Genomic DNA, 23,689 nt, shown 5'->3' on the forward strand with positions numbered 1-23,689 from the left:
CTACAAAAACATCATAATCTTCATCCTTCTATGGGAACCTTCTCTCCTCTACCCTTAATTTAAGGAAAAAACGTCGCTCCGGCAAAGGCGAGAACCTATTCTACAGTGCATTGTGCCTTATTAGGAATGGATTCCCGCCTTCGCGGGAATGACAAATACGCAAACAATGTATGCAACAAAAAAGCAACCATTAGGGAGAAGATAGTTTATTCGACAACAATTTCTTGTGCCGGCGGACGCAAATTGTAATGAGAACTCATGCAACGACCGTAGGCTCCAGTATTGGCAATTAATAGCACATCACCTTCTTCGGTTACGGGTAATAATCGGTCATATCCTAAAGTATCTCCTGATTCACAAATAGGGCCCACGATATGAGAAAAACCAGCTTTTTCTTCATGTAATCGACTCAGGTTTACGATTTCATGGTAGGCGCCGTATAAGGAGGGGCGGATTAATGAGTTCATACCTGTTTCTATGCCAACGAATTTTACCTTTCCTTTTTCTTTGCATTGAGTAACTTTAGCGAGAATAACACCGCTTTCCGCTACAAAAAATCGACCGGGTTCAAGCCAGATTTCAATCTGTGGATATCGTGATTTCACGGCCATTAACAGCGCATCCATACTTGCAAAATCCAATGGTTGTTGGCCGGGTTTCTCCACGATACCTAGGCCACCACCCAAATTAATGGATTTAACGAGAGGGAATTGTTCTGTTAACGATGCAAGCATTAAAGCAGTTTGTTGCCATAATTCTGGAGTGAGAATGCCACTTCCTGAGTGTGCATGCAAACCTATTACCTGGATTTTATTTTTATTCGTTAGTGCGATAATTTGGTCAATGTCATTTTGCGTAATGCCAAATTTTGATTCATTTCCCCCTGTTGAGACATGTTTGTGATGACCGGCACCAGTACCAGGGTCAATACGAATAATAACTTCTCGATTCTTAAATAAATCAGGCCAATGCTCTAGCGGATATAGACTATCTATGGTGACATAACAGCCAACATTTAAAGCATATTCATATTCTGTTTTTGGCGCAAAATTAGGCGTAAACAAAATTCGTTTTCGGTCTATGTTAGGGAAGAGTTCTAATACTCGGTCTAACTCCTGAATGGAAACACATTCAAAACCAATCCCTTCTTTTTCCATAGTTTTTAAAATCGATGGATGAGGGTTGGCTTTAATTGCATAAAATAATGTATCAATTGATTTTAAAGCCAGTAGTTGCTTGGCTCGGTCCGCTTGGGTTTGAGTGTGGTAAACATAACAAGGCGAATTGAGCGAGGCAATGGTTAATAACCGATCGCGCTCTTTTTCCCACCATGGAATATTGCGAACAGCAGGTTTGCCAAATTCTTCATGCCAGCTTTTTGAGTAATAGAAAATTTGAGGGTTATTTTCTATAAGCAAGTGATGAAGTTTTTGACATAATTGATTTGCTTGCGACTCATCGACAACAAAAGTTAGGTTCAAATCATTGGATGCCAGTGACATCAAGTAGACTTGTTTTGCTTCAAACACCTCCAATGCAGGACCAAGTTGTGGTAATACTGTCCTGATATGATGGCCTACAAGACTTACTGCACTACATGGCTCAATGAGTTTGGCCCGACCAAATTGATTGAGTTCTGCAAGTAACGCATTAATTGCTGGGCGGTCATGTATTTTGCTATTGATATCTAGCGATAAAGTAACGTTAAATTCTGAAGATGAGAGCAAATCTACCGAGAAACCATGATGTTTGAAGGCTGTAAATACATCAGATAAAAATCCAACTTGTTGCCACATGTGCAAGGTATCTATAGAGATCAATAAGATGCTATTTTTAATCTGAATGGATTTTATTAACGGTGCCGTTTCATCAATATCCTTGGTAATAAGCGTTCCTGAATGTTCTGGCATTTGAGTAAATTTAACCGACATTGGAATATTGGCGCGCCGAACCGGGGGTATGCAGTTGGGATGTAACACTTTTGCTCCCATGGACGCAATTTCTTGAGCTTCATCGTAATTTAATTTTTTCAATAAACGGGCTTGGGGCAGTTGATGAGGGTTCGCCGTATAAATTCCTGGAACATCAGTCCAAATTTCACACGATGCTGCTTGAAGCTTTCCTGCAAGAAGCGCGGCGGATGTATCTGAGCCACCACGACCTAGTAAAACCGTTTCGCCTTGAGGGTTGGCAGCAAAAAATCCTTGAGTAATGATGGCTTGAGCACCACTGGAGATAAATTTCTCAACTAACTGAGGATCATATTCACTTTCACAGCGAGCAGAGAGGTAATTTGCAGATCCGCCTTCAGGGAAAGGCGAACTGGTTAAGAGCTCGCGCGCGTCATACCATTTACAATGAATTCCTTGTTTTTCGAGAAATGAATGCCCTAAGCGGGTCATCATCAGCTCGCCCATACTTAAAATTTCTGCATGTGTTTTGGCAGGAGCCTGCCTTAATAAGGCAATGCCGGTGAGCCACTGCTCTAGTTGAAGCAAATCTTTCGCTACTAATTCAGGATCGACTTCCAGCTGTTCAGCAAGATTAAGATGCCCATTACGAATATCAGTAAGAATACTCTGATGTTCATTGATTAAAGCCGCTTCAATGGCTTTTTCAAGTTTGTTAGAAATTTGTGTTAGTGCGGAGCATACAATAACAGGCTGTACCCCGGAACTCATATGCTTTTTGGTGATGGAAACAATATTATTCCAATTATTACGAGTTGAAACGCTGGTACCGCCAAATTTAGTTACTATTTGTTGCATGATTCATTTCCGCACAAAATTAATACACATTAACATGGACAGAAGTAGATGCACAAGTTCTTATAGGTTGAATTACAGATTTATTGATGGTTTTAATTCATTAATTGGCCATGATGGGTTTAATTGGTTCATTATGAGTTAATATTCATTACTCGTTGAATATAAATAAGAAAAAGGTATTTTTAATGATTTGAAAAAAGGGTACACTCACTTTTTAGCGAACGTATTTATTCAATTTTGGAAGTATGATATTTGAGGAGTAAGGAGTGAAGAATATGCACAAACCTTTAAGAACACTGGTTAACGCGGCTGTAATTAGTGTTCTAGCTACTGGTGGAGCTCATGCAGCTGGATTCTCTTTATATGGAGAAGGTGCCGGATATGCCGTTGGTAACTATGCTGCTGGCTCTGCCGCAGAAGCGGCTGATGCATCAACAGGATGGTATAATCCTGCTGGTTTAGCATTGCTTCGTGAGCAGCAAGTAGTTTTTGGTGGCATTGGTATATTCCCTACTCTTAAACTAGATGGTACCAGTACCTTTAATACATCTACTGGTCTGCCTCCACCGTTTCCTTCATCCGTTCAATATGTACAAGAGTTTGAAGGCGTAGATGGCAGTTACAATGGTTTTGTCCCTTCATTTCATTACGCACTTCCTTTAGGTGAACGTACTACCTTCGGCCTAAGTGTTACCTCACCATTTGGTTTGTCTACTGATTGGGCTCCTGATTCACCAGTACGTTATTCATCTACCTATACTGAAATTTTAACCATGGATATTTCACCCGAATTGGGTACTCGCTTAACTGAAAATTTTGCAGTTGGAGCGGGCCTAGATTTCCAATGGGCACGTGCTAAATTCAATCAAATGATTGGTGCACCGACTTTATTTCAAATTCTTGGGGAAGATCCTGCCACTGTTGATTCATTAAGTTATAACAAAGCTTCATCTTGGGGGGTTGGATTTCATGTTGGGGTGATGGGAATATTTAATGACAATCACACACGTATAGGTCTTAATTATCTGTCCCGAATGAGACATGTTTTCTATGGACATAGCCGTTTTTCCGGAATATTAGCCAATAACAATTTTAATCTGGTTTTCCCGGTATTACCTCCTTCGACATCTCGAACAAATAATGATGTATTTACTAACCCACAAGAATTCCCTGATGTGCTTACTTTAAGTGGATACCAAGATATCAATGAGAAATTGGCTTTATTGGGATCTGTTGTTTATACTGGATGGGGGTCGTTTAAAAACATCCAATTGAACAATGTGGCTGTACCAAATATTGGAGGGGCGCCATTTTTTAATGTGACCCAGGCAAATATTAATAGTAATGTACCTCAAAATTACCACGATTCCTGGCGTGTTGCGCTTGGTGCAAACTATCATGTAAATCCCAAGTTGATGCTCCGTGTGGGTGGCGGTTATGATCAGACGCCAACAAATGATATAGATCGAAATGTGCGTTTACCTGATGTCGATCGTTGGGCTGTTGCCGTTGGCGCTCATTATCAATGGCGACCTACTGTTGGTGTTGATGTAGGATACACCCATCTGTTTGCTGGTAATAAACCAAATGTCAATTCTGTACAGCCTCTTTCACAAACTTCTACATACAATGTGGAAGTTAATGATGGTCGTTTCGCAGCAGATCTGGTTGGTGCTCAATTGACATGGATTATTGATAAAGCCCCAGAAGCTCCTACAAAATAATTACTTAAAATTGATTCTGATAGATAAAAAGCCACTTAAAGTGGCTTTTTTATTTATTAAACGATGGGGGTTGTTGATATGGAGGTGAGCTTATCTCCTCACTAATCCAAATAAGATTGATTACTTTTTAGTAATAGTCGCTTCACCAGGACCATTTATAGTAAGGGTATATCCGTTTTTAGATAAAAACTTTGGAGTGATATCTCCTGTATCAAGATCCATACGAACTTCACCTACCTCAATAGGATTTGATGTATTCGTGGCCATTTTAATTACTGCAGAGCATTGTTTACCTGTTGTGTGTCCGTAGCAGGCCAATTTTACGAGATTCCAGTAAACTTTTTGAGTTGAATTGGCGGGAGTTGGGTATGCAGAAGGGACGCCTGCTATATAAGCATTTGATTCTTCAGGAGTGTTATTATGCGTCATTAAATAAGTTGGACTTGCAAAAGCTGTTAAAGCACTGATGCCTAAAGCTACTGCTGAAAAACTTTTAAATATTAAATTCATTATCTCTCTTTCTCCGTTTAATTATAAATGATTGGCTAGTTTTTATTGAATTCACTATGATTAGTGACAAGTCAAACAGTTCTAAACCAATCGGTTTTTCTACATCAAAACCCATCAAGAGTATATCGGAAAATAACTAAGTGTCTATCACCGTAGGGTTCATAGACACCATATGCGTGGGTTTTTATTGTAAGAAAAAGTGATGGGCTGGGCATCTTATATGAATGATTTATTTTGACTTAACAAGCGTGCAATATCTTTTGCAAAATAAGAAATAATAAAATCCGCTCCAGCACGTTTTATCGCAATCAAACTTTCTATAATGGCCTGTTCTTCATTGATTAGCTTGTTTTGAGCAGCTATTTTAATCATTGAATATTCACCACTTACCTGATAAGCACAAAGAGGCACTTCAGGGAAATTTTGTTTTAGTTTTGCTATAACATCCAAATAAAATCCAGCAGGTTTTACCATGATCATATCGGCACCTTCCTCAAGATCCAGGGCTGTTTCTCTTAAGGCTTCAGCGCCATTCGCAGGATCCATTTGATAGGCCTTGCGATCACCAAATTTTGGTGCTCCTTGGGCTGCCTCTCTAAAAGGTCCGTATAGACAAGAACAATATTTGGCACTGTAACTTAAAATAGGAATATGTTGATATCCTTGTGCATCTAATGCTTGACGAATTGCATTCACCATTCCATCAGTCATTCCACTGGGTGCAACCCAATCAGCACCAGCTTGCGCATGACTTACCGCTTGTTTTGCAAGTAAAGCCAGAGTTTTTTCAGTATCAATGCATTCTTCAGTAAGCACACCACAATGACCATGATCTGTGTACTCACAAAAGCAAAGATCGGTAATAATGAGGATGTCTTTATTTACAGAACGAATTTTTTTTATCGCTTTTTGAATAATTCCTTCATGATGAAATGATTCACTACCACAAGCATCTTTTTGTTTAGGAATGCCAAATAGAAGTACTGCTGGAATGCCTAAGGAATAGAGCGACTCAATTTCTTTCGGGAGACAATCAAGACTTAATTGAAACTGACCAGGCATCGCACTTATCTCTTGCGGTTCATTAAGTAATTCACTGATAAATAAAGGAGCAATAAATTGCTGCGGATGCAAGCGTGTTTCTTTAATTAAGGCTCGGGACATCGGATTGCTTCTTAAACGCGTTAATCTTAATGGTATATTGTAGTCGGTCATGAATTAATTCCTATCATGTAGTTCATTCTGTGGCTAAGAGATCGAAGCGCCCAAAAAATTCGAGATATTTTAACACAACTCCTGTAACTTGGGTGAAGACGCAAGCCCTAACCCAGGGAGATGACCGAGAATTCCTCACCTCCCGATTACGTTTACTTGATCAAACCTGCATTTTAGTGTTTTCTTTTTTTTATTTTCTTATTGGAGGTATACAAAAAATCAATAGCGCTACTGCTATCACTGTTGCTAATTTGGATACTAAAAAATCGATTGAGTAAGTATCTCAGCGTCAACATATTCGCATCTGTTTGTGACAGACCGATGTTATAGCTTAAATAAAGACGCTTTGAAAGAGATTTTCCCACTACAAAGGAAGTCGTGTCGCTTGAGGTATTGGTGAGTTGATTATAGTTGGTATTCGTTTGTACATTAAAATCAATACCAACCGTTTGTTTGAGTTGTTCTAAAAGTTGGAGACTGTTCGTGGTGCTACCAAGATTCATCGACGATATAGCCGCTAGAAGTAATTGTCCTCCAGCCTTGTCTGCTTGGTTCGCGGGACGACCTAGAACAAGCATGGAAAGAATATCTGCTTGGGAAAGAGTTGAAGGATCAGAAAATAATTGTATTTTAGGACGGGTTAAGCGACCGGTTGCTTCTACGCCTAAAGTCATGGTTTCCCCATAATTAATATTTTGCACATCGGTACTATTAAAGTCTAAAAGTTGACTCGAACTAGCAAAGTTTGTTGAAGTAGTAGTAATTTTTTTTGCAGCACGGAGATTAATTCCCGGATTACTTATGGACCCACCAGTAAAGATTAATTGTCCTTGTTGTATTGCCAAATCCTGTCCGTAGGCCTTATAAGTACCCTGTCTCACTGATAGTTCACCATATGCATTGATTGAACTTTGTTGCGATTGTTTTAAATGCAGTACTCCATCCAAATAACCCTTTAACCCTTTTACATTAACTACAACTTCTTTTCCCATTTTAAGATCAATATCCATGCTATTAATCAAGGTAAACGAAGAGGATGATTTTTCCTTACGTTTATAAACCACATCATCGGGCAAGGAAACGCTGTTGTGGAATGAACGGGGTTTAATTTCAGCATAAGGAACCAAGATAGTGCCTGAAATGGATTGTACTGTTGGTGTTAAATGTAGATTGAGTTTTGGTGAAATGCCGACTTTGAATTCACTGGTTTGAACCAGTGGAAAATCATTGCCTTCCAGGGTGATATCACCTGTAAATTGGGTGCTTAGGTTTGCCTTCCCAGTAAGTGATAAATGATGACCTGAGGATACTATAGAACCTGTTGCTTCCCAAGAACGTTCCTTTCCACGTACATTCACCTCAAAAGAATCGATATTAAGTCCTAGCCGAGGTAAGAAAAAACTGGTGTTTATCAGTCTTAATTGACTTTCGATTTTTCTTTTACTCAAAGTACCGTTTACTTTTAATGAAGCAATCAACTGTCCTTTTAGTTTGCTAATTTCGGGGCTAATTTTTTGGATAAAATCCAAGGAGTTTAATTCCAATAATAATTCACTGTTGATTGGTTGCTCGTCTTTTAAGCCAGTATCAAGAGCAAATTTAGGTAATTGAAACTTCAGTTTTAAATTTTTATGTTCATCAATCGCTAAAATACCAGAACCTTTAAGATATTCAGGTGAAAGAAGGATCTTTAGAGAACCACCTTTGAATTGAAGCACTGGGAGGGTGTCATTACTGGGGTCATGATAAACACCAAGACGTATTGTGAACAATAAATTCCCTTGATTTTTAGCACTAATCTCACCTTGAGCTGATAAATTGGTATATAAACGAGCATGCTGGGGTGCACTATTCTGAGGGCTTAGATTTGCATCAAAAGTCCATTGCCAAGGCAAGGTTCCGCGAATTTTTGCCTTCATTAGCCAATGATCCTCAGGAGCAGTGGTCATTTGAGAATGCATATCAATTTGTAGATTGGGCAAGACACCGGTTGCTGTAATTGTTCCTTTTTCACTATCGATAACTTTATCTTGTTCCGTGTTCCATTGTAGGCCTTGCCATTGAGCAGTTATTAATTGGCTTTCCCATAGAGAATGAGGATGCAACTGTACATCCAATTGTTTTATTTTAATTTTAAGTGATTTATTTTGATATTCGATTCCGCTCACAGTAAAGTGATTTAATAGGCTACCCTCAATTTGATGAATTTTTATATTACCAGGAAGATATAAACGACTGAAATGAATTATCGTATGTAACCCCGATTGGGTTTCTAATAAAAATAAGGCAATTCCGCCTAATAAAATAAGAAATAACGAGCTAATATAAAGTGTTTTGACTAACACGTGCAGAGTTTTTACCAGAATTCGCTTCATAAGTCTGGTCCCATGCTGATTACTAATCGTGGACTGCTGCTATTCCGCTGCCATCGTTTATTGATTTCTTGAGCTAATCCTACTTTAATTGGTCCTATAGGTGAAACCCACATTAAACCACCACCTGCATCGAAATATCCAGCTAAAGGAGTTGGATTGTAAACAGCACCTGCATCATAAAATGCTATGACGTACCAGTTTTTTTTGGTTTCCTTTTGAATTTCAAAGCCACCGTAACTGAGTACTCTTCCGGGACCTATTGCATTAAAACTAAATGCTTTTAAATTATCTGCTCCTCCTAAAAGTAATGCAAGCGACAATGGTTGTTGATTGATGTTATTGATTGCTGTAACTCCTTGAATTGCATGTCCGTAAAGACGCAAACGGATTGGTTCTATTCGCATTGCAGCTTTTATATCCACGGAAGCTTGGGCAAAATTAATTGTCGACAAGAGAGCTTGATTTGCAGCAAGGCCATTAAGCGTGATGTTATATCCAGATGGCGAAAAAAGCAGATCTTGTGTTTTGCTAAACGTAAAACTTGCTTTTGGATAGAGTAGAAATTGTTTCGTATTTGGCTCTAATGCATAATGAAATCCTTCATATAAGGTATTGACTGATAAAGTGCGTTGATAATTAGTTACACGATGCTGTTGAGCCAGTGACATAAGAATCGAGTTACTATAACCTGCACTGTAGCTTAAATTCGAAAAGTTTCCGGTAAGAGTATATTGATCATTTACAGGGTTTTTTCCGGGAACAACATACTGGGCCTGTAATGCATTTTGAACAAAGGATCCTTGAGCCATAAGATTGAATTTATGTCCTTGGCTATTGACTGGTACTACATGTAAGGCAGCTCGGCCGCGAGGTCCTGTATCTGTTCCGTAACCTGCGCCAAGGGTATAAGAGTATTTGGATACAGGTTCAGTATAGATTTGTACAGGAGTTGTTGGGTTGTCTGTAATTTGTGGTTTAACGAGAACGGAACTAAAGTAGCCGCTGTTTGATAAATCATTGTTTAATTTAAGTATCTTATCTCCTGAATAGACTTGTCCTGGATGAAAAGGAACAAAACGATGCAGTAATTTAGGGTTAATGTATGTAGGGTTAAATTGTATTTGTCCAAAATAATAAAGAGGTCCAGTATCAAGAATGAGTGTGATTTCTGCTGTATAGTTATCTTCATCGATTAAAATTTCACTTTTCTTAAATCCAGCACGCATGTATCCCTGACTTTCTGCGCTATCAAGGAGTTTTAATTTAGTTTGTTCATATTGTTCCGTGAAAAGGGGGGCTCCTTGCTGTAGAGGTATATTTTTTATTGCATCACGCAAGACAGGATTATGCGCTCCTTCACCAATTATCTCCATTTTAAGCTGTGAAATCATGATTTGTGGGCCAGCATGGATGGTAATGAGCAACTGCTGCGCATTAGGTCTTTGAAGTGTTGCCTCGGCCTTAAAATAGCCGAAAGGTTGTACCGCTTGAAGTATTTGTTCTCTCAATTCTTCCAGGCTAAATTGGGAGAGAGGTTTTAATTTTTGTAATTCATTCAATCGTTTTTCAACGTTCGCCTCTACTTTTCCAGAAACTCCATGAATTGTAATGGATGCCAAGTCATTACTTTTAGCAAATAAAGCAAAACAGGTAATGAGAAGTATCATATAAATTAATTTCTTCATGATAGTCTCAGTACTCGCTTCACCAGAAAAATCCTCTTATTCTGCGTATAAAACGCTTTTATGAATATACACTTATTCGAAATTTAGGGCTAGGAATAAAATATATCTGCGCTGCACCCAGCCTACATTGCTGTTGCATTACTATACATCCGCCGTTTCCATGCTTTTGAGTCGATAAATCAAGTCAAGCGCCTCTCTAGCAGTCAATTGATCGGGATCAATTTGCGCCAATTCACGCAAAATAGGTGATTGAGGTTTTACTTGAACTATAGGTTGGGTTTGCAAAGTCGATGGAGTCTGATTTTGTACATGATGTAAGTGAGTGTGGGCAATTTTTAAAACCTCAGCAGGTATGCCGGCAAGCTCGGCGACCTCAAGCCCATAACTTCGGTTTGCATGTCCAGGCTCTACCCGATATAGAAAGATGATGCGACCAGTATCCAAAGAGGCTTGTAAGTGAGCATTCCGAATACATGACCACTGCTGGGGAAGATTTGTTAATTCAAAGTAGTGCGTGGAAAATAAAGTATAGGCCTTGATGGTTGTTGCAAGATAGGTGCAAGCGGCATAGGCTAGCGCCATGCCATCGTATGTACTGGTTCCGCGACCGATTTCATCAATTAAAACCAGACTTTCATGGGTTGCCTGTCTTAAAATTTGTGCTGTTTCAGTCATTTCTACCATAAAGGTTGAACGTCCAGAGGCTAAATCATCACTAGCACCAATACGTGTAAAAATTCTATCAATAGGTCCTAAAGTGACTGATTTAGCGGGTACAAAGCTGCCAATATGTGCTAGAAGTACAATTAAAGCTGTTTGGCGCATGTACGTTGATTTTCCGCCCATATTGGGGCCGGTGATAAGCAATATATTTTGCGATGGTTTAAGATGCAGGTCATTGGCGATAAAACGTTCTTGGAGCAAATGTTCAATTACTGGATGACGGCCGGCTTCAATGGTAATTTGCGATTCAGCTACAAGATTTGGACAACACCAATTGAAACTTTGTGCTCGCTCTGCCAGAGTTGTTATCACATCCAGTTGAGCTAGAGCCTGCGCTAATTGTGTCAATTCGTTTATATTGTTCTGGATTTCAATCAGTAAATTCTCATAAAGCCATTTTTCGCGTGCTAAGGCCTTTACTTGCGCCGATAATACCTTCTCTTCAAATTGCTTCAATTCTGGGGTGATGTAACGTTCTACATTTTTTAAAGTTTGTTTTCGGTGGTAATGAGGTGGTGCTTTCTCTGCTTGGGTTTTGGACAGCTCAATGTAATATCCTTGTACGTTATTGAAGCCAAATTTCAGCGAGGACAATCCAGTTGTTTGTTTTTCTTCCAGCTCCAATTGCATGAGTTTATCGTTGGCACGCGTGCTGAGCATCCTCAATTCATCAAGCTCTTCATCAAAACCGGGAGCTATAACGCCACCATCACGAATTAACATTGGTGGGTTTTCTATAATCGCGGATGCGAGCAATTGCTGGAGTACTGGTAGCGGTTTAATGTGGTTTTTTAATTGTACGGTGAGTTCGCTCTTGTTGTGCACAAGTACAGTATTCAGCTCGGGAAGTAACGCTAAAGTATGACTTAAAGCAACTAAATCACGTGGGCGAGCTGATTTTAGAGCAATACGCGAGATAATCCGTTCTACATCACATGTTTGTCTTAATAATTCATGGATAGATACATCGTTTTGCAGATGCAGTAGTTCCATTATCGCATCTTGGCGGGCTTTGATCTTGCCACGATGTTTAAGCGGTCTTCCTAACCAACGTTTGAGCAAACGACCGCCCATGGAGCAGGCCGTTTTATCCAGAAGAGATAATACGCTGTTTTCATGATTGCCATTGATATTATCAAATAACTCAAGATGTTTTTGTGTCGCGGCATCGAGTTGCAAGTAATCATGTGTATGTTCTAGGGTTATCGTAGTTAAATGAGGTAGCGATTGTTTTTGTGTTGTGTGTAAATAGGCCAGTAAAGCACCTGCTGCAACCAGTGCGGTGGTATATTCTTGTTCACCAAACGCGGCGAGATCATTTACTGAAAATTGCTCACATAAGAGTTTTTTGGCACTATCGAAGCAAAACTCCCAGCCTGGTCTTAGCTTAATTGGGAAATTTTGGCAGTATTCTTCCAGTGAGGATGTTTCTTGTAAGAGCAACTCTGCGGGTTGCAATCTCGTAAGCTCTGCGCTGAGTTGATTTGTTTCAGCTAATTCCAGTAAATGAAAACGGCCGCTACTTAATTCAACCCATGCGAGACCAATTTTTTGCTTTTGATGGTGAACGGCCAAAAGTAAATTATCTTTTTTAGCATCCAAAAGTGCTTCATCAGTCACTGTTCCTGGAGTGATAATACGGGTAACCTGACGTTCGACGGGTCCCTTACTGGTTGCAGGATCTCCTATTTGTTCACAGATAGCTACCGACTCGCCTTTTTTAATTAATCTTGCCAGATAATTTTCTACAGCATGGTAAGGAACGCCAGCCATAGGAATTGGTTTATCAGCAGATTGGCCACGATGGGTCAAAGTAAGATCCAATAATTGTGATGCACGCTTGGCATCATCAAAAAATAATTCATAAAAATCGCCCATACGGTAGAACAGGAGCATATCAGGATATTCTGATTTAATGCGTAAATACTGTTGCATCATCGGCGTATGGGAAGTTGTCATGAATGTTTTTACTCGAGTTTAAATTGCGGCGATTTTAGCAAAATGATCTAAGGTAGAGTAGAGCCTATTTGAAATGGTAGGGGAAGATTACTGGTTAATTTAGGGTATAGGGATAATTGTTGTGCAATTATTTTCCATATTGACCTTTGTAAATATCAAAAAATAAACCTTGGATTCAAGAATAGAATCTGGGATATTATCAAATAGACTAAATCTAATGACTTATAATGAACAGGCAAAGGAAATGCTATGTTAACTCCAAAGGATGTGAAGACCGTTGAAGCAGCCAAAAAAATTGTTGAAGAGCGTAATCTAACTCATGTCAAGGTTGGTTTATTTGATATAGATGGAGTTATGCTTGGAAAATATATGAGTCGTAATAAATTCTTCTCGGCTCTGGATAATGGTTTTTCTTTTTGTGATGTGATCTTAGGGTGGGACTCCAAAAATAAACTGTACGATAATGGGAAATATACTGGTTGGCACACCGGTTACCCTGATACTTTAGTGCGTATTCTTCCCGAAACGTGTCGCGATCTGGTTTTTGAAGAAAATCAGTTGTTATTTATGGCTGAATTTGCTGGAGAGGCTGAAGCCTTATGTCCTCGAGCATTGCTGCGTCGCATTGTTAATAAAGCGGATTCAATGGGGTATGTCGTCTATGCTGCCTTAGAATATGAATTCTTTATGTTTGACGAAACACCTGACAGTGTACGGTCTAAAAGCTTCCGCGATTTAAAACCCATGACGCCTGACTTCTTTGGTTATTCAATGATTCGCAATACCGTCCATGCGGATTTATATCATCAGATTCTCAATATGAGTGAGATTATGGACTTTCCTATTGAGGGGTTGCATGCGGAAACAGGCCCTGGGGTGATTGAAGCAGCGATTGCTGTAGATAAGGCCCTCGAAGCAGGGGACAAGGCTGCCTTGTTTAAAACATTTATGAAGGTTTTAGCGCAGCGCAACAATATGATGGCAACTTTTATGGCTAAATGGTCGCCGCATTATCCAGGTCAAAGCGGACATATTCATCTTTCTTTACGCCATAAAAATGAGGAAACCAGTGCGTTTTATGAACCTTCCATGCCCTATAATATGAGCCCAATTCAACGGCATTTTGTAGCTGGGCAACAGCGACTTATGCCTGAGTTTTTGGCAATGGTCTCGCCTACTGTGAACAGTTTTTCTCGTTTGATTCCAGGATTTTGGGCTCCAACTGATGCAACCTGGGGTGTAGAAAATCGTACTACGGCACTACGTGTTATACCGGGAAGTGATAAGTCGCAGCGGGTTGAATATCGTTTGGGGTCTGCCGATTCGAATCCTTATTTGGCTTTGGCAGCCGCTTTAGGCTCTGGTTTGTATGGAATCGAACAAAAACTGGAACCATATCCCGAAATTAAAGGCAATTCTTATACACAGCAGCACGAAGCAGAGCTTGCTTTACCTCGAACTCTTTGGGAAGCGGCTACTCGTCTTAAGGAATCAAAAGCCGCTCGTTCTTTATTTGGCGATTCATTTGTTGATCATTTTGCTGCTTCTCGAGAATGGGAAGAGCGCGAATTTCGCCGTCATATTACGGACTGGGAATTGGACCGCTATTTTGAAATTATTTAACCTGGGTTTACTCGATTATGAATGACACATTGAAAACCTATTCGCCTATAGATAATTCTTTATATGTAGAACGTGCTTTTGCCAAAGATAATGAGATTCAATTTGCTTTGGAGAGGGCATTAAATGCAAAAAAACACTGGGCAGCTACTCCCCTTGCCGAGCGCGAGAGATACTGTACTGCGGCAGTAGATGCTCTGGTTGCCAACAAGAATGAGATTGCCAACGAAATTTGCTGGCAAATGGGGAGACCCATCCGTTATGCTGCTGGCGAAATTAATGGTCTTGAAGAGCGGGCTCGTTATATGATCGCTGCTGCACGTGATGCACTTGTCCCGATCTCATTGCCTGAAAAAATGGGCTTTATTCGTTATATCAAACGTGAGCCATTAGGACTCACCCTAGTTATTGCTCCTTGGAACTATCCTTACCTTACTGCTGTAAATGCGATTATTCCAGCCATAATGGCTGGAAACGTGGTGTTGCTCAAACATTCAGCGCAAACACCACTTGTAGCGGAGCGATTTGACCAAGCATTTAGAGAAGCCAATCTTCCGCAAGGAGTATTTCAGTATTTGCATCTAACTCATTCCGATACGGAAAAAATTTTGCGCGATTCATCAATAAATAATGTTGCTTTTACGGGTTCTGTTGCTGGTGGAGCGATGATAGAACGAGTAACCGCGGGACGTTTTTTAAGTATTGGCCTTGAGCTTGGAGGAAAAGATCCGGCTTATGTCCGTTATGATGCTGATATTAATAATGCAGTTGATACACTTATGGATGGGGCGTTCTTTAACTCAGGTCAATCTTGCTGTGGTATTGAACGTATTTATGTTCACAAGAGTGTTTACGAGCATTTTGTTAACAAGGCAGTAGCCTTGGTTAAACAATATAAACTCGGACGCCCTGATGATCCTGAAACAACCTTGGGGCCACTCGTTCGTCCTTCTTCGGTGGCGTTTGTACGCGCGCAGATTCAAGAGGCATTGGCGCAAGGAGCTGTAGCACATATTGATAGTCGAGATTTTGTAATGGATCAACCAGGTTCTGCCTATATGGCCCCCCAAATTTTAACGCAAGTAAACCACAAAATGCGGATAATGACCGAAGAGACATTCGGGCCAGTGGTCGGTATTATGTCTGTTGATAGTGATGAAGAAGCTATTGCATTGATGAATGACAGCGAGTATGGGTTAACAGCCGCTGTTTTTACTCAAGACATTTCCCAAGGAATTGCTATTGGTGAACAACTTCATACAGGAACATTTTTTATCAATCGTTGTGATTATCTAGATCCTGCTTTGGCTTGGACTGGAGTTAAGAATTCTGGGCGTGGATGTACGCTCTCTTCTATAGGATATGACTTACTGACTAGACCCAAATCGTATCATTTAAAAACGATTAACAGAGAAAGGAATCTACCATAATGAGTACATTACTGATGGCTAATTGGAATTATCCCACTTCGATAAAGGTAGGAGCAGGGCGTGTTCGTGAACTTGTCGAAGTTTGCCATACCTTGGGAATAAATTCACCTCTCTTGGTCACGGACAGTAACCTTGCGAAATTACCGGTGATTGAGTCAATATTGACACATTGTCGTGATACGGGCTTGTTTATTTCCTTATTCGCCGATGTAAAAGCAAATCCATCGGGAGAAAATGTCATGGCAGGTGTAAATGCCTATCAAAAGGGGCAACATGATGGGGTTATTGCTTTTGGAGGAGGCTCAGCTCTTGATGCAGGTAAAGCCATTGCTTTGATGATTGGACAAAAGCGTCCTTTATGGGATTTTGAAGACATAGGAGATAATTGGCGACGCGTCAATGCGGCAGGTGTCGCTCCAGTTATTGCTATACCAAGTACCGCAGGTACTGGTTCTGAGGTTGGGCGTGCTTCTGTGATAACCGATACGCAACAACAACGCAAAAAGATTATTTTTCACCCTAAAATGATGCCGGCTATGGTTATTTTAGATCCTGAATTGACAGTTGCTTTACCACCGAATATTACGGCAGCAACAGGTATGGACGCGCTGTCTCATTGTTTGGAGGCCTATTGTGCTCCCGGATATCATCCGCTTGCAGAAGGAATTGCTCTTGAGGGGATTCGTCTAATAAAAGAACACTTACCTCGAGTGATGCAAAATGGTAATGATATAAATTCCAGGACACAAATGCTTGTAGCTTCTTCGATGGGGGCAACGGCTTTTCAACGTGGTTTAGGCGCTATGCATGCACTTGCTCATCCTTTGGGAGCAATTTATGATGCGCATCATGGGCGATTAAATGCCATTCTCATGCCTTATGTATTACACGCTAATCGATCCGAGATTGAATACAAAATAACGCGGTTAGCGACCTACTTAGAGATTGAAAATGGGTTTGATGGATTTCTTGATTGGATAATCCAGTTGCGTCAAGAATTAGGCATCGAGCACAGTTTAGCTGAAATTGGTATTGATAAACGACATGCGGCACGTATTGCAACAATGGCGACGGAAGACCCTTCAGCACAGAGTAATCCAATTCTTTTTGACATTCAACAATATGAACGCATCCTTATTGCAGCAATTCAAGGCGATTCTTCCCGTCATTCAGAGATGGTGATGATGAGATTGACAGAAGCACCTTAAGGACCACCATGAACATTGGAATATTACAATGTGACCAAGTAGATCCAAGGCTAATTGAGGTACATGGAACTTACTCGGAAATGTATATTAAGCTACTGCATCAGGAAGGCCCCAATTTGTCATTCACAGTCTATGATGTTCGTTATGATGAATTGCCAAGTCATATTGATGCCGCTGATGCTTATGTTATTACCGGGAGTCGCTATGGTGTTAATGATGATTTAGCTTGGATTAGTGCACTTGAAGAATTCATTCGACGTCTTCATGCGGCAAGAAAAAAAATCATAGGGATTTGTTTTGGCCATCAGCTTATTGCGAAGGCGTTAGGGGGGAAGGTTATAAAATCTCATCAGGGGTGGGGTATAGGTATGTCTGTAAATAAAATTACCCAACACAAGCCATGGATGTCACCATCTCTAGGGATTTTAAATCTGATCGTTAGCCATCAGGATCAAGTTGTGTTTCTTCCTGAGGAGGCAGAGGTTCTGGCTGCTAGTGATTTCTGTCCGTTTTATATGTTGCAGATTGGCGACAACCTGCTCACCGTCCAAGGGCACCCTGAGTTCAGCAAAAGATATTCTCAGGCGTTGATTGAACTTCGCAAAAATAACTTAGGAAAAGAACTAGCCGCGCAGGGATTAAAATCATTGCAACAACACTGTGATGATAAGGTATTTGCCAAATGGGTTATTAATTTTTTGAGTTTCTAAAATAAGATAATGCCATACTTTTTTATTGAAATATCAATAGGTCATGGTTGAAGTTAAATTTATTTGCTAAAATCTAAAGGGATTTAAAAAAAATATTAAACTTATAGGGAGAATGAAATGAATCGTTTCGCTTTAATTGCAGCAACTGGTTTTCTAGCATTAGCGCTAACTGCATGTGGTGAGTCAAGTAACAAACCTACAGCTACCACTACTACTGAAACTACTACAACACAACAACCAGCTCCAGCACAACAACCCGCTGCTCCAGCGCAGCAACCAGCTGGTGGCAACCAAACTCAAAACCAGTAAAAGACTTTAACCTGGGTGAAGGCTTAGGCCGTAACCCAGGAACATTTCGGCCTATTGATGAGTCCTTTTGATAAATTAATCAAAGAAATTTCAGCAATTCTTAAAAAAATGAATTGGCAATTAGTTACGGCTGAATCATGTACGGGTGGGCTTATTGCAAGTTATCTCACTGAAGTTCCTGGTAGTTCAGTCTGGTTTGAACGTGGGTTTGTGACGTACAGTAACCTATCGAAAGAAGAGCTGCTTTCAGTGCCTAAGCAATTAATTGAAGAATACGGTGCGGTCAGTGAACCTGTTGCATTGGCGATGGCGACTGGTGCTTTGCAACATAGTGTAGGTCATGTAGCCGTATCGGTTACTGGTATTGCTGGCCCGGATGGCGGCAGCTTTGAGAAACCCGTGGGAACAGTGTGTTTTGGTTGGGCCGCTAGAGACATGAAGCCCAGGATATTAAGAAAACAGTTCACCGGAGATCGGCAAGATATACGCTTGGCTGCATGCCAGGAAGCTTTATCTGGTATTCTTTCTTATATAAAAATTGATAGACACTGATATCGTAAGAAATAGTGTTGCCGGGAGCATGGGACACTTTACAAGCAATTTTTGAAGTCTCAGATTAAAGTAAATTTCTCTATATAAATATTACTGCAGCTACCAACTCTTGATAAGCGCTCTATTTTTGTCCTATGGTTAGGCTTATTAAATCGTTAGCTACTTGGTGTGCATTTTGTTCAAATTCAAATTTCATTCGATCTTTCAAGGGTACATATGCTCTTTCTGGTGTAGGGAAAAATATATGCTTAGTGGCATTAGCAATATTTATTGCTGCACGTGCTGCATATAATGGAGCAGCTGTTACTTTGGAAGTTAGTTCTTCATTTTTACTCTGCATAATATCTACCTCGGAAAATATGTCTTACAATTGTACCAGATGATTAACCAACTATCAATCAGAGGCGGTTTTTCTACGGTAGGCTGGTTTCTTTTCTGAAAGCGACATTTTGGTTTTGCCGCATTTGAGCTTGAGCAAAAAAACTCCTTTAATACAGTGAATCAATTTGCTGCTTGTTCCTATCTGTGTGATAATTTTACCCTTGCATATAACTACCTGGAAAATATTATGGAAGAAAATAAACAAAAAGCATTATCCGCTGCCCTCTCGCAAATTGAACGTCAGTTTGGTAAGGGATCAGTGATGCGTATGGGCGACAGCACCGTATCCCGAGATATAGAAGCCATTTCAACTGGGTCTTTAGGATTAGACATTGCTTTGGGAATTGGTGGTTTACCCAAAGGACGTATTGTTGAAATTTATGGCCCAGAGTCTTCTGGTAAAACAACGTTAACCTTACAAGTTATTGCCGAATGTCAAAAAATGGGAGGCACTGCTGCATTTATTGATGCAGAACATGCCTTAGACCCCAGCTATGCGCAAAAGCTGGGTGTTAATGTGGATGAGTTACTGGTTTCTCAACCTGATACAGGAGAGCAAGCTTTAGAAATTACCGATATGCTGGTACGCTCAGCTGCGGTCGATGTTATTATCGTTGACTCTGTTGCTGCATTAACTCCTAAAGCAGAAATTGAAGGAGAAATGGGCGACTCACATGTTGGCTTACAAGCTCGACTCATGTCACAGGCTTTACGTAAATTGACTGCTAATATTAAACGCTCTAATACACTGGTCATTTTTATTAACCAGATTCGTATGAAAATTGGCGTAATGTTCGGTAGCCCCGAAACAACTACCGGCGGTAATGCATTAAAATTCTATGCTTCCGTCCGCCTGGATATTCGTCGCATTGGATCAATTAAAAAAGGCGAAGAAATCTTAGGTAGTGAAACACGAGTTAAAGTTGTTAAGAATAAAGTGGCACCACCATTTAAGATGACCGAATTTGATATTCTGTATAACGAAGGTATTTCTCGTGAAAGTGAAATTATCAATTTAGGTGTCCAACTCAATCTGATTGAAAAATCTGGGGCTTGGTACAGTTATAAGGGTGAGAAAATTGGCCAGGGTAAAGATAATGTTCGCTTATACCTGAAAGAGAATCCTCAAGTTGCAGCAACTCTCGAACATCAAATTCGTGCAGAGCTTTTAGAGAAAAAACTCCCTATGCTTGCGTCAGCTAGTGCCGACGAATTTGAGGCCGTTGATGACTAAAGCATTTGATTGTGCTGTGCGCCTGCTATCCAGGCGCGAGCACAGTGCACTAGAACTTTGTGATAAATTAAAGCAAAAAGGATATAGTGCTATAGAAGCAAAAATAGCATTGGATGAATGCCAACGCTTGGATTTGCAAAGTGAACGACGGTTTGTGGAGATCTACAGTCGTTCACGAATACGTCAAGGTTATGGACCTTTAAAAATAAGCCAGGAATTGACTAGTAAAGGAGTTGATAAGGAATTAATTCATCAGTTCTTGCAGCAAGAGCAAGATAATTGGTTGACTTATGCTTTAGATGTTTGGCAGAAAAAAAGTAAAGGTCAATGTGAGTTATCGTTTGATGAGCTCCAAAAACAACAGCGTTTTTTGCTTTATCGTGGATTTGGTATGGATACCATTGTTCAAGTGAAAAAAGAATTGAAAAAATAAAAATGAAATCGTAGCCTAGGTGCCTTGTAGCCTGGGTAATGTGCAGTAGTGCTTTTAAGTTAAGCAAAATTCCCTTTTCTCCAAAAGGGAGAAGGTGCCCGTTAGGGCGGATGAGGGGATTTACTATATTAGTCTCACCCCAGCTCTCTCCTATTGTTGAGAGAGGGCGTTTATTTTTAGATTAAAAGCACAATTTCTGCACATTTCCCGAGGACGGTTGAAAATTAAAATTAACTCAAATTGGTGTTGATTCGAAATGAAAAGTTCTGAAATTAGAAAAGCATTTTTTGATTATTTCACACAACGTGGTCATCAACTAGTGGAATCCAGCTCCTTAATTCCTGCTAATGATCCTACTTTATTGTTTACTAATGCGGGTATGGTGCAATTTAAGGATTTATTTTTAGGACTTGAAACACGTTCTTATCAGCGAGCGGTTACTGCCCAACGTTGTGTACGCGCAGGTGGTAAACACAATGATTTGGAAAATGTGGGGTATACAGCAAGACACCATACATTTTTTGAAATGTTGGGTAATTTTAGTTTCGGTGATTATTTTAAGCGAGAAGCAATAAAATTTGCTTGGGAATTTTTAACTCAAGTTCTGCATTTGCCCGAAGAGCGTTTGTGGGTGACAGTTTATAAAGAAGATCAAGAAGCAGAGGATATTTGGTTAAAAGAAATGAATGTTTCGGCTGCGCGTTTCTCACGTTGTGGAGAAAAAGATAATTTCTGGTCTATGGGGGATACAGGCCCTTGTGGTCCATGCACCGAGATTTTTTACGATCATGGTCCTGATATTCCAGGTGGTCCTCCAGGAAGTCCTGATGAAGACGGGGATCGATATATTGAAATTTGGAACCTGGTATTCATGCAATTTAATCGGGATAAAGATGGGAATTTGCATCCGCTACCCAAACCATCTGTAGATACAGGTATGGGACTTGAGCGACTCGCTGCCGTAGTTCAAGGTGTTCACAGCAATTATGAAATAGACAGTTTCCAGTATTTAATTCAATCGACAGCAAAACTTGGAACTATTACCAATTTAAACCACACTTCGTTAAAGGTAATTGCGGATCATATTCGTTCTTGTTCCTTTTTAATCGCTGATGGAGTGATTCCTGGTAATGAAGGACGCGGGTATGTGCTTAGAAGAATTATTAGAAGGGCAATAAGACATGGTAATAAGTTAGGCTTGCCAACTCCGTTTTTTTCACAATTAGTAGAACCTTTAATTACAGTTATGGGCGATGCTTATCCTGAATTGATAAAATCTAAAGCCCATATAGAAAAAATCCTCAACCAGGAAGAAAATCAGTTTGCCCGCACGCTTGATCAGGGATTACGTCTATTGCAAGAGCAAATGCATTCTCTTGGTGGCCACGAAATATCAGGGGAAATCGCATTTAAACTGTATGATACCTACGGTTTTCCTGTCGATTTGACTGCTGATATAGCTCGAGAGCAAGGCCTCTACGTGGATATGGATGGCTTCAATCAATTGATGCAACAGCAAAGAGAGCAGTCTCAGGCTGCCAGTCAGTTCAGCGTGGATTATAGTACTACTGCTCAATTGGATTACCAATCTAATTTTCATGGTTATGAACAAAACGAAACAGAAGCAAAAATTATTGCTTTGCTTCTAGAAGGAAATGAAGTTGATGCCTTAAGTCAAGGTACGAAAGGAGCTGTAGTTCTGGATCACACCCCTTTTTATGCGGAAAGTGGGGGGCAAGTAGGGGATAAGGGAATATTAATAAGTACAGGTTTTCGTTTTCGTGTCGATGATACGCAAAAAAAAGGTCAAGCCATAGTACATTATGGTGAAGTAGTGGAAGGTTCAGCGACCTTGAATCAGTTGCTGAAAGCAGAAATAGATAACGAGCGCCGAGAAGCAATTCGTATAAATCATACCGCAACTCATTTATTGCATGCTGCTTTAAAAACAGTAGTCGGACCACAAGTCCAGCAAAAGGGTTCATTGGTTGATGCAGAGCGAGCACGCTTTGACTTTTCTCATTTTGAATCATTGACCACAGAACAAATTAAAGAAATTGAATTATTAGTTAATGATCAAATTCGAGCCAACAACGAAGTTGTAACTCAACTCATGGATATTGATTCTGCCAAAAAAAGTGGTGCAGTTGCTCTGTTCGGAGAAAAATATACCGATAAGGTACGTGTATTATCTATGGGTGAGTTTTCTAAGGAGCTTTGTGGTGGAACTCACGCACGGAGGACAGGTGATATCGGGTTGTTTAAAATTGTTGCTGAATACGGAATTGCAAGTGGTGTAAGACGTATAGAGATGGTAACAGGTCGTTATGCGTTAGTTTGGGTTAATGAACAACAGTCACTTTTAAGTGAGTTGGCGTCATTGTTAAAAACCACAACGAATAACTTACCGGACAAGATAGGACAGCTTATCGCTGAACATAGAGGTTTAGAAAAAGAAATTGCCAAATTACAAAGTGAGAAAGCACAAAAATCAGGAGCAGATCTGGCAAATGAAGTAGAACAAATCAATGGAATCAGTCTATTGGTAAAACAATTGGAAGGTGTTGATAGCCAAACCATGCGTACAACCTTAGATCAACTGAAATCCAGACTTGATTCAGCTGTAATTGTTTTATTTACAGTGGATCAAAATAAAATGAATGTGATTGCTGGTGTAAGTAAGGGTATTTTAGGGAAAGCACCTACTGCGGCTACATTGGTAAAACATCTCTGTGGAAAGGGCGGGGGGCGTGATGATATGGCTCAGGGAGGAGGGGTTTTGCCGCCTGATTTGGATAATAAGATAGAAGAAATTAGAGAGATGGTACGCCATTCATAAATGATATCGTACTA

General features: G+C 40.1%; 17 protein-coding genes. 10 read left to right on the top strand and 7 right to left on the bottom strand.

Going from position 1 to position 23,689, the window contains the following annotated elements; genetic code table 11:
- Window positions 1-206: 206 nt before the first annotated feature.
- Complete coding sequence (locus tag DGG96_RS02735; RefSeq protein ID WP_110141488.1) at window positions 207-2,768, bottom strand: bifunctional aspartate kinase/diaminopimelate decarboxylase; 2,562 nt, start codon at window positions 2,766-2,768, stop codon at window positions 207-209.
- Window positions 2,769-3,034: 266 nt separating this feature from the next.
- Here DGG96_RS02735 and DGG96_RS02740 point away from each other — a divergent pair, with 266 nt between their 5' ends.
- Entirely contained in the window at window positions 3,035-4,492 is a 1,458-nt protein-coding gene (locus DGG96_RS02740; protein WP_110141489.1) for an OmpP1/FadL family transporter, read from the top strand.
- Between the two features lie 120 nt (window positions 4,493-4,612).
- Here DGG96_RS02740 and DGG96_RS02745 read toward each other — a convergent pair whose 3' ends face one another.
- From DGG96_RS02745 to mutS, 5 genes are all read right to left on the bottom strand, one after another.
- Complete coding sequence (locus DGG96_RS02745; protein WP_110141490.1) at window positions 4,613-5,002, bottom strand: hypothetical protein; 390 nt, start codon at window positions 5,000-5,002, stop codon at window positions 4,613-4,615.
- A gap of 216 nt (window positions 5,003-5,218) precedes the next feature.
- Window positions 5,219-6,217 (bottom strand): porphobilinogen synthase, encoded by a 999-nt coding sequence (hemB, locus tag DGG96_RS02750; RefSeq protein ID WP_110141491.1) that lies wholly within the window; start codon window positions 6,215-6,217, stop codon window positions 5,219-5,221.
- A 173-nt stretch (window positions 6,218-6,390) separates the two neighbouring features.
- Complete coding sequence (locus DGG96_RS02755) at window positions 6,391-8,592, bottom strand: translocation/assembly module TamB domain-containing protein (RefSeq protein WP_110141492.1); 2,202 nt, start codon at window positions 8,590-8,592, stop codon at window positions 6,391-6,393.
- A complete protein-coding gene (locus DGG96_RS02760) occupies window positions 8,589-10,277 on the bottom strand; it encodes an autotransporter assembly complex protein TamA (protein ID WP_110141493.1) in 1,689 nt (562 codons plus the stop codon). The genes DGG96_RS02755 and DGG96_RS02760 overlap by 4 nt, the downstream gene beginning before the upstream one ends.
- A 141-nt stretch (window positions 10,278-10,418) precedes the next feature.
- Window positions 10,419-12,959, bottom strand: coding sequence for a DNA mismatch repair protein MutS (mutS, locus tag DGG96_RS02765; protein ID WP_110141494.1), 2,541 nt, complete (start codon window positions 12,957-12,959; stop codon window positions 10,419-10,421).
- A gap of 249 nt (window positions 12,960-13,208) precedes the next feature.
- Here mutS and DGG96_RS02770 point away from each other — a divergent pair, with 249 nt between their 5' ends.
- The 6 genes from DGG96_RS02770 to DGG96_RS02795 all read left to right on the top strand — a co-directional run bounded on the left by DGG96_RS02770 (window position 13,209) and on the right by DGG96_RS02795 (window position 18,788).
- Window positions 13,209-14,582 (top strand): glutamine synthetase family protein, encoded by a 1,374-nt coding sequence (locus DGG96_RS02770; RefSeq protein ID WP_110141495.1) that lies wholly within the window; start codon window positions 13,209-13,211, stop codon window positions 14,580-14,582.
- A 17-nt stretch (window positions 14,583-14,599) separates the two neighbouring features.
- A complete protein-coding gene (locus tag DGG96_RS02775; RefSeq protein WP_110141496.1) occupies window positions 14,600-16,009 on the top strand; it encodes an aldehyde dehydrogenase family protein in 1,410 nt (469 codons plus the stop codon).
- Window positions 16,009-17,217, top strand: coding sequence for an iron-containing alcohol dehydrogenase (locus tag DGG96_RS02780; RefSeq protein ID WP_110141497.1), 1,209 nt, complete (start codon window positions 16,009-16,011; stop codon window positions 17,215-17,217). The genes DGG96_RS02775 and DGG96_RS02780 overlap by 1 nt, the downstream gene beginning before the upstream one ends.
- Before the next feature lie 8 nt (window positions 17,218-17,225).
- A complete protein-coding gene (locus DGG96_RS02785; RefSeq protein WP_110141498.1) occupies window positions 17,226-17,927 on the top strand; it encodes a glutamine amidotransferase-related protein in 702 nt (233 codons plus the stop codon).
- 117 nt (window positions 17,928-18,044) lie between these two features.
- Window positions 18,045-18,236: a hypothetical protein gene (locus DGG96_RS02790; protein WP_110141499.1), complete on the top strand. Its 192-nt coding sequence runs from the start codon at window positions 18,045-18,047 to the stop codon at window positions 18,234-18,236.
- A gap of 57 nt (window positions 18,237-18,293) precedes the next feature.
- On the top strand, window positions 18,294-18,788 hold the full coding sequence (locus DGG96_RS02795) for a CinA family protein (RefSeq protein WP_110141500.1): 495 nt from the start codon (window positions 18,294-18,296) through the stop codon (window positions 18,786-18,788).
- A gap of 121 nt (window positions 18,789-18,909) precedes the next feature.
- Here the strand turns inward: DGG96_RS02795 and DGG96_RS02800 are convergent, their stop codons facing one another.
- Window positions 18,910-19,128: a hypothetical protein gene (locus tag DGG96_RS02800; protein WP_110141501.1), complete on the bottom strand. Its 219-nt coding sequence runs from the start codon at window positions 19,126-19,128 to the stop codon at window positions 18,910-18,912.
- Window positions 19,129-19,356: 228 nt separating this feature from the next.
- On the opposite strand from DGG96_RS02800, the gene recA reads away from it, so the two are divergent.
- The 3 genes from recA (at window position 19,357) to alaS (ending at window position 23,675) form a co-directional block, all read left to right on the top strand.
- Entirely contained in the window at window positions 19,357-20,403 is a 1,047-nt protein-coding gene (recA, locus tag DGG96_RS02805) for a recombinase RecA (protein WP_110141502.1), read from the top strand.
- Window positions 20,396-20,836, top strand: coding sequence for a recombination regulator RecX (recX, locus tag DGG96_RS02810; protein WP_110141503.1), 441 nt, complete (start codon window positions 20,396-20,398; stop codon window positions 20,834-20,836). Before recA ends, recX begins: the two co-directional genes overlap by 8 nt.
- Before the next feature lie 256 nt (window positions 20,837-21,092).
- The gene (gene alaS, locus DGG96_RS02815) at window positions 21,093-23,675 is read left to right on the top strand and encodes an alanine--tRNA ligase (protein WP_110141504.1); all 2,583 of its coding nucleotides are present in this window, start codon (window positions 21,093-21,095) and stop codon (window positions 23,673-23,675) included.
- Window positions 23,676-23,689 lie beyond the last annotated feature (14 nt).

The sequence above is a fragment of the Legionella qingyii genome (genome assembly GCF_003184185.1).

Coding starts and splice junctions, on each gene's coding strand:
- DGG96_RS02735 (WP_110141488.1), bottom strand. CDS start 2,768: ATGCAACAAATAGTAACTAAATTTGGCGGTACCAGCGTTTCAACTCGT.
- DGG96_RS02745 (WP_110141490.1), bottom strand. CDS start 5,002: ATGAATTTAATATTTAAAAGTTTTTCAGCAGTAGCTTTAGGCATCAGT.
- hemB (WP_110141491.1), bottom strand. CDS start 6,217: ATGACCGACTACAATATACCATTAAGATTAACGCGTTTAAGAAGCAAT.
- DGG96_RS02755 (WP_110141492.1), bottom strand. CDS start 8,592: ATGAAGCGAATTCTGGTAAAAACTCTGCACGTGTTAGTCAAAACACTT.
- DGG96_RS02760 (WP_110141493.1), bottom strand. CDS start 10,277: ATGAAGAAATTAATTTATATGATACTTCTCATTACCTGTTTTGCTTTA.
- mutS (WP_110141494.1), bottom strand. CDS start 12,959: ATGACAACTTCCCATACGCCGATGATGCAACAGTATTTACGCATTAAA.
- DGG96_RS02770 (WP_110141495.1), top strand. CDS start 13,209: ATGTTAACTCCAAAGGATGTGAAGACCGTTGAAGCAGCCAAAAAAATT.
- DGG96_RS02775 (WP_110141496.1), top strand. CDS start 14,600: ATGAATGACACATTGAAAACCTATTCGCCTATAGATAATTCTTTATAT.
- DGG96_RS02780 (WP_110141497.1), top strand. CDS start 16,009: ATGAGTACATTACTGATGGCTAATTGGAATTATCCCACTTCGATAAAG.
- DGG96_RS02785 (WP_110141498.1), top strand. CDS start 17,226: ATGAACATTGGAATATTACAATGTGACCAAGTAGATCCAAGGCTAATT.
- DGG96_RS02790 (WP_110141499.1), top strand. CDS start 18,045: ATGAATCGTTTCGCTTTAATTGCAGCAACTGGTTTTCTAGCATTAGCG.
- DGG96_RS02795 (WP_110141500.1), top strand. CDS start 18,294: ATGAGTCCTTTTGATAAATTAATCAAAGAAATTTCAGCAATTCTTAAA.
- DGG96_RS02800 (WP_110141501.1), bottom strand. CDS start 19,128: ATGCAGAGTAAAAATGAAGAACTAACTTCCAAAGTAACAGCTGCTCCA.
- recA (WP_110141502.1), top strand. CDS start 19,357: ATGGAAGAAAATAAACAAAAAGCATTATCCGCTGCCCTCTCGCAAATT.
- recX (WP_110141503.1), top strand. CDS start 20,396: ATGACTAAAGCATTTGATTGTGCTGTGCGCCTGCTATCCAGGCGCGAG.
- alaS (WP_110141504.1), top strand. CDS start 21,093: ATGAAAAGTTCTGAAATTAGAAAAGCATTTTTTGATTATTTCACACAA.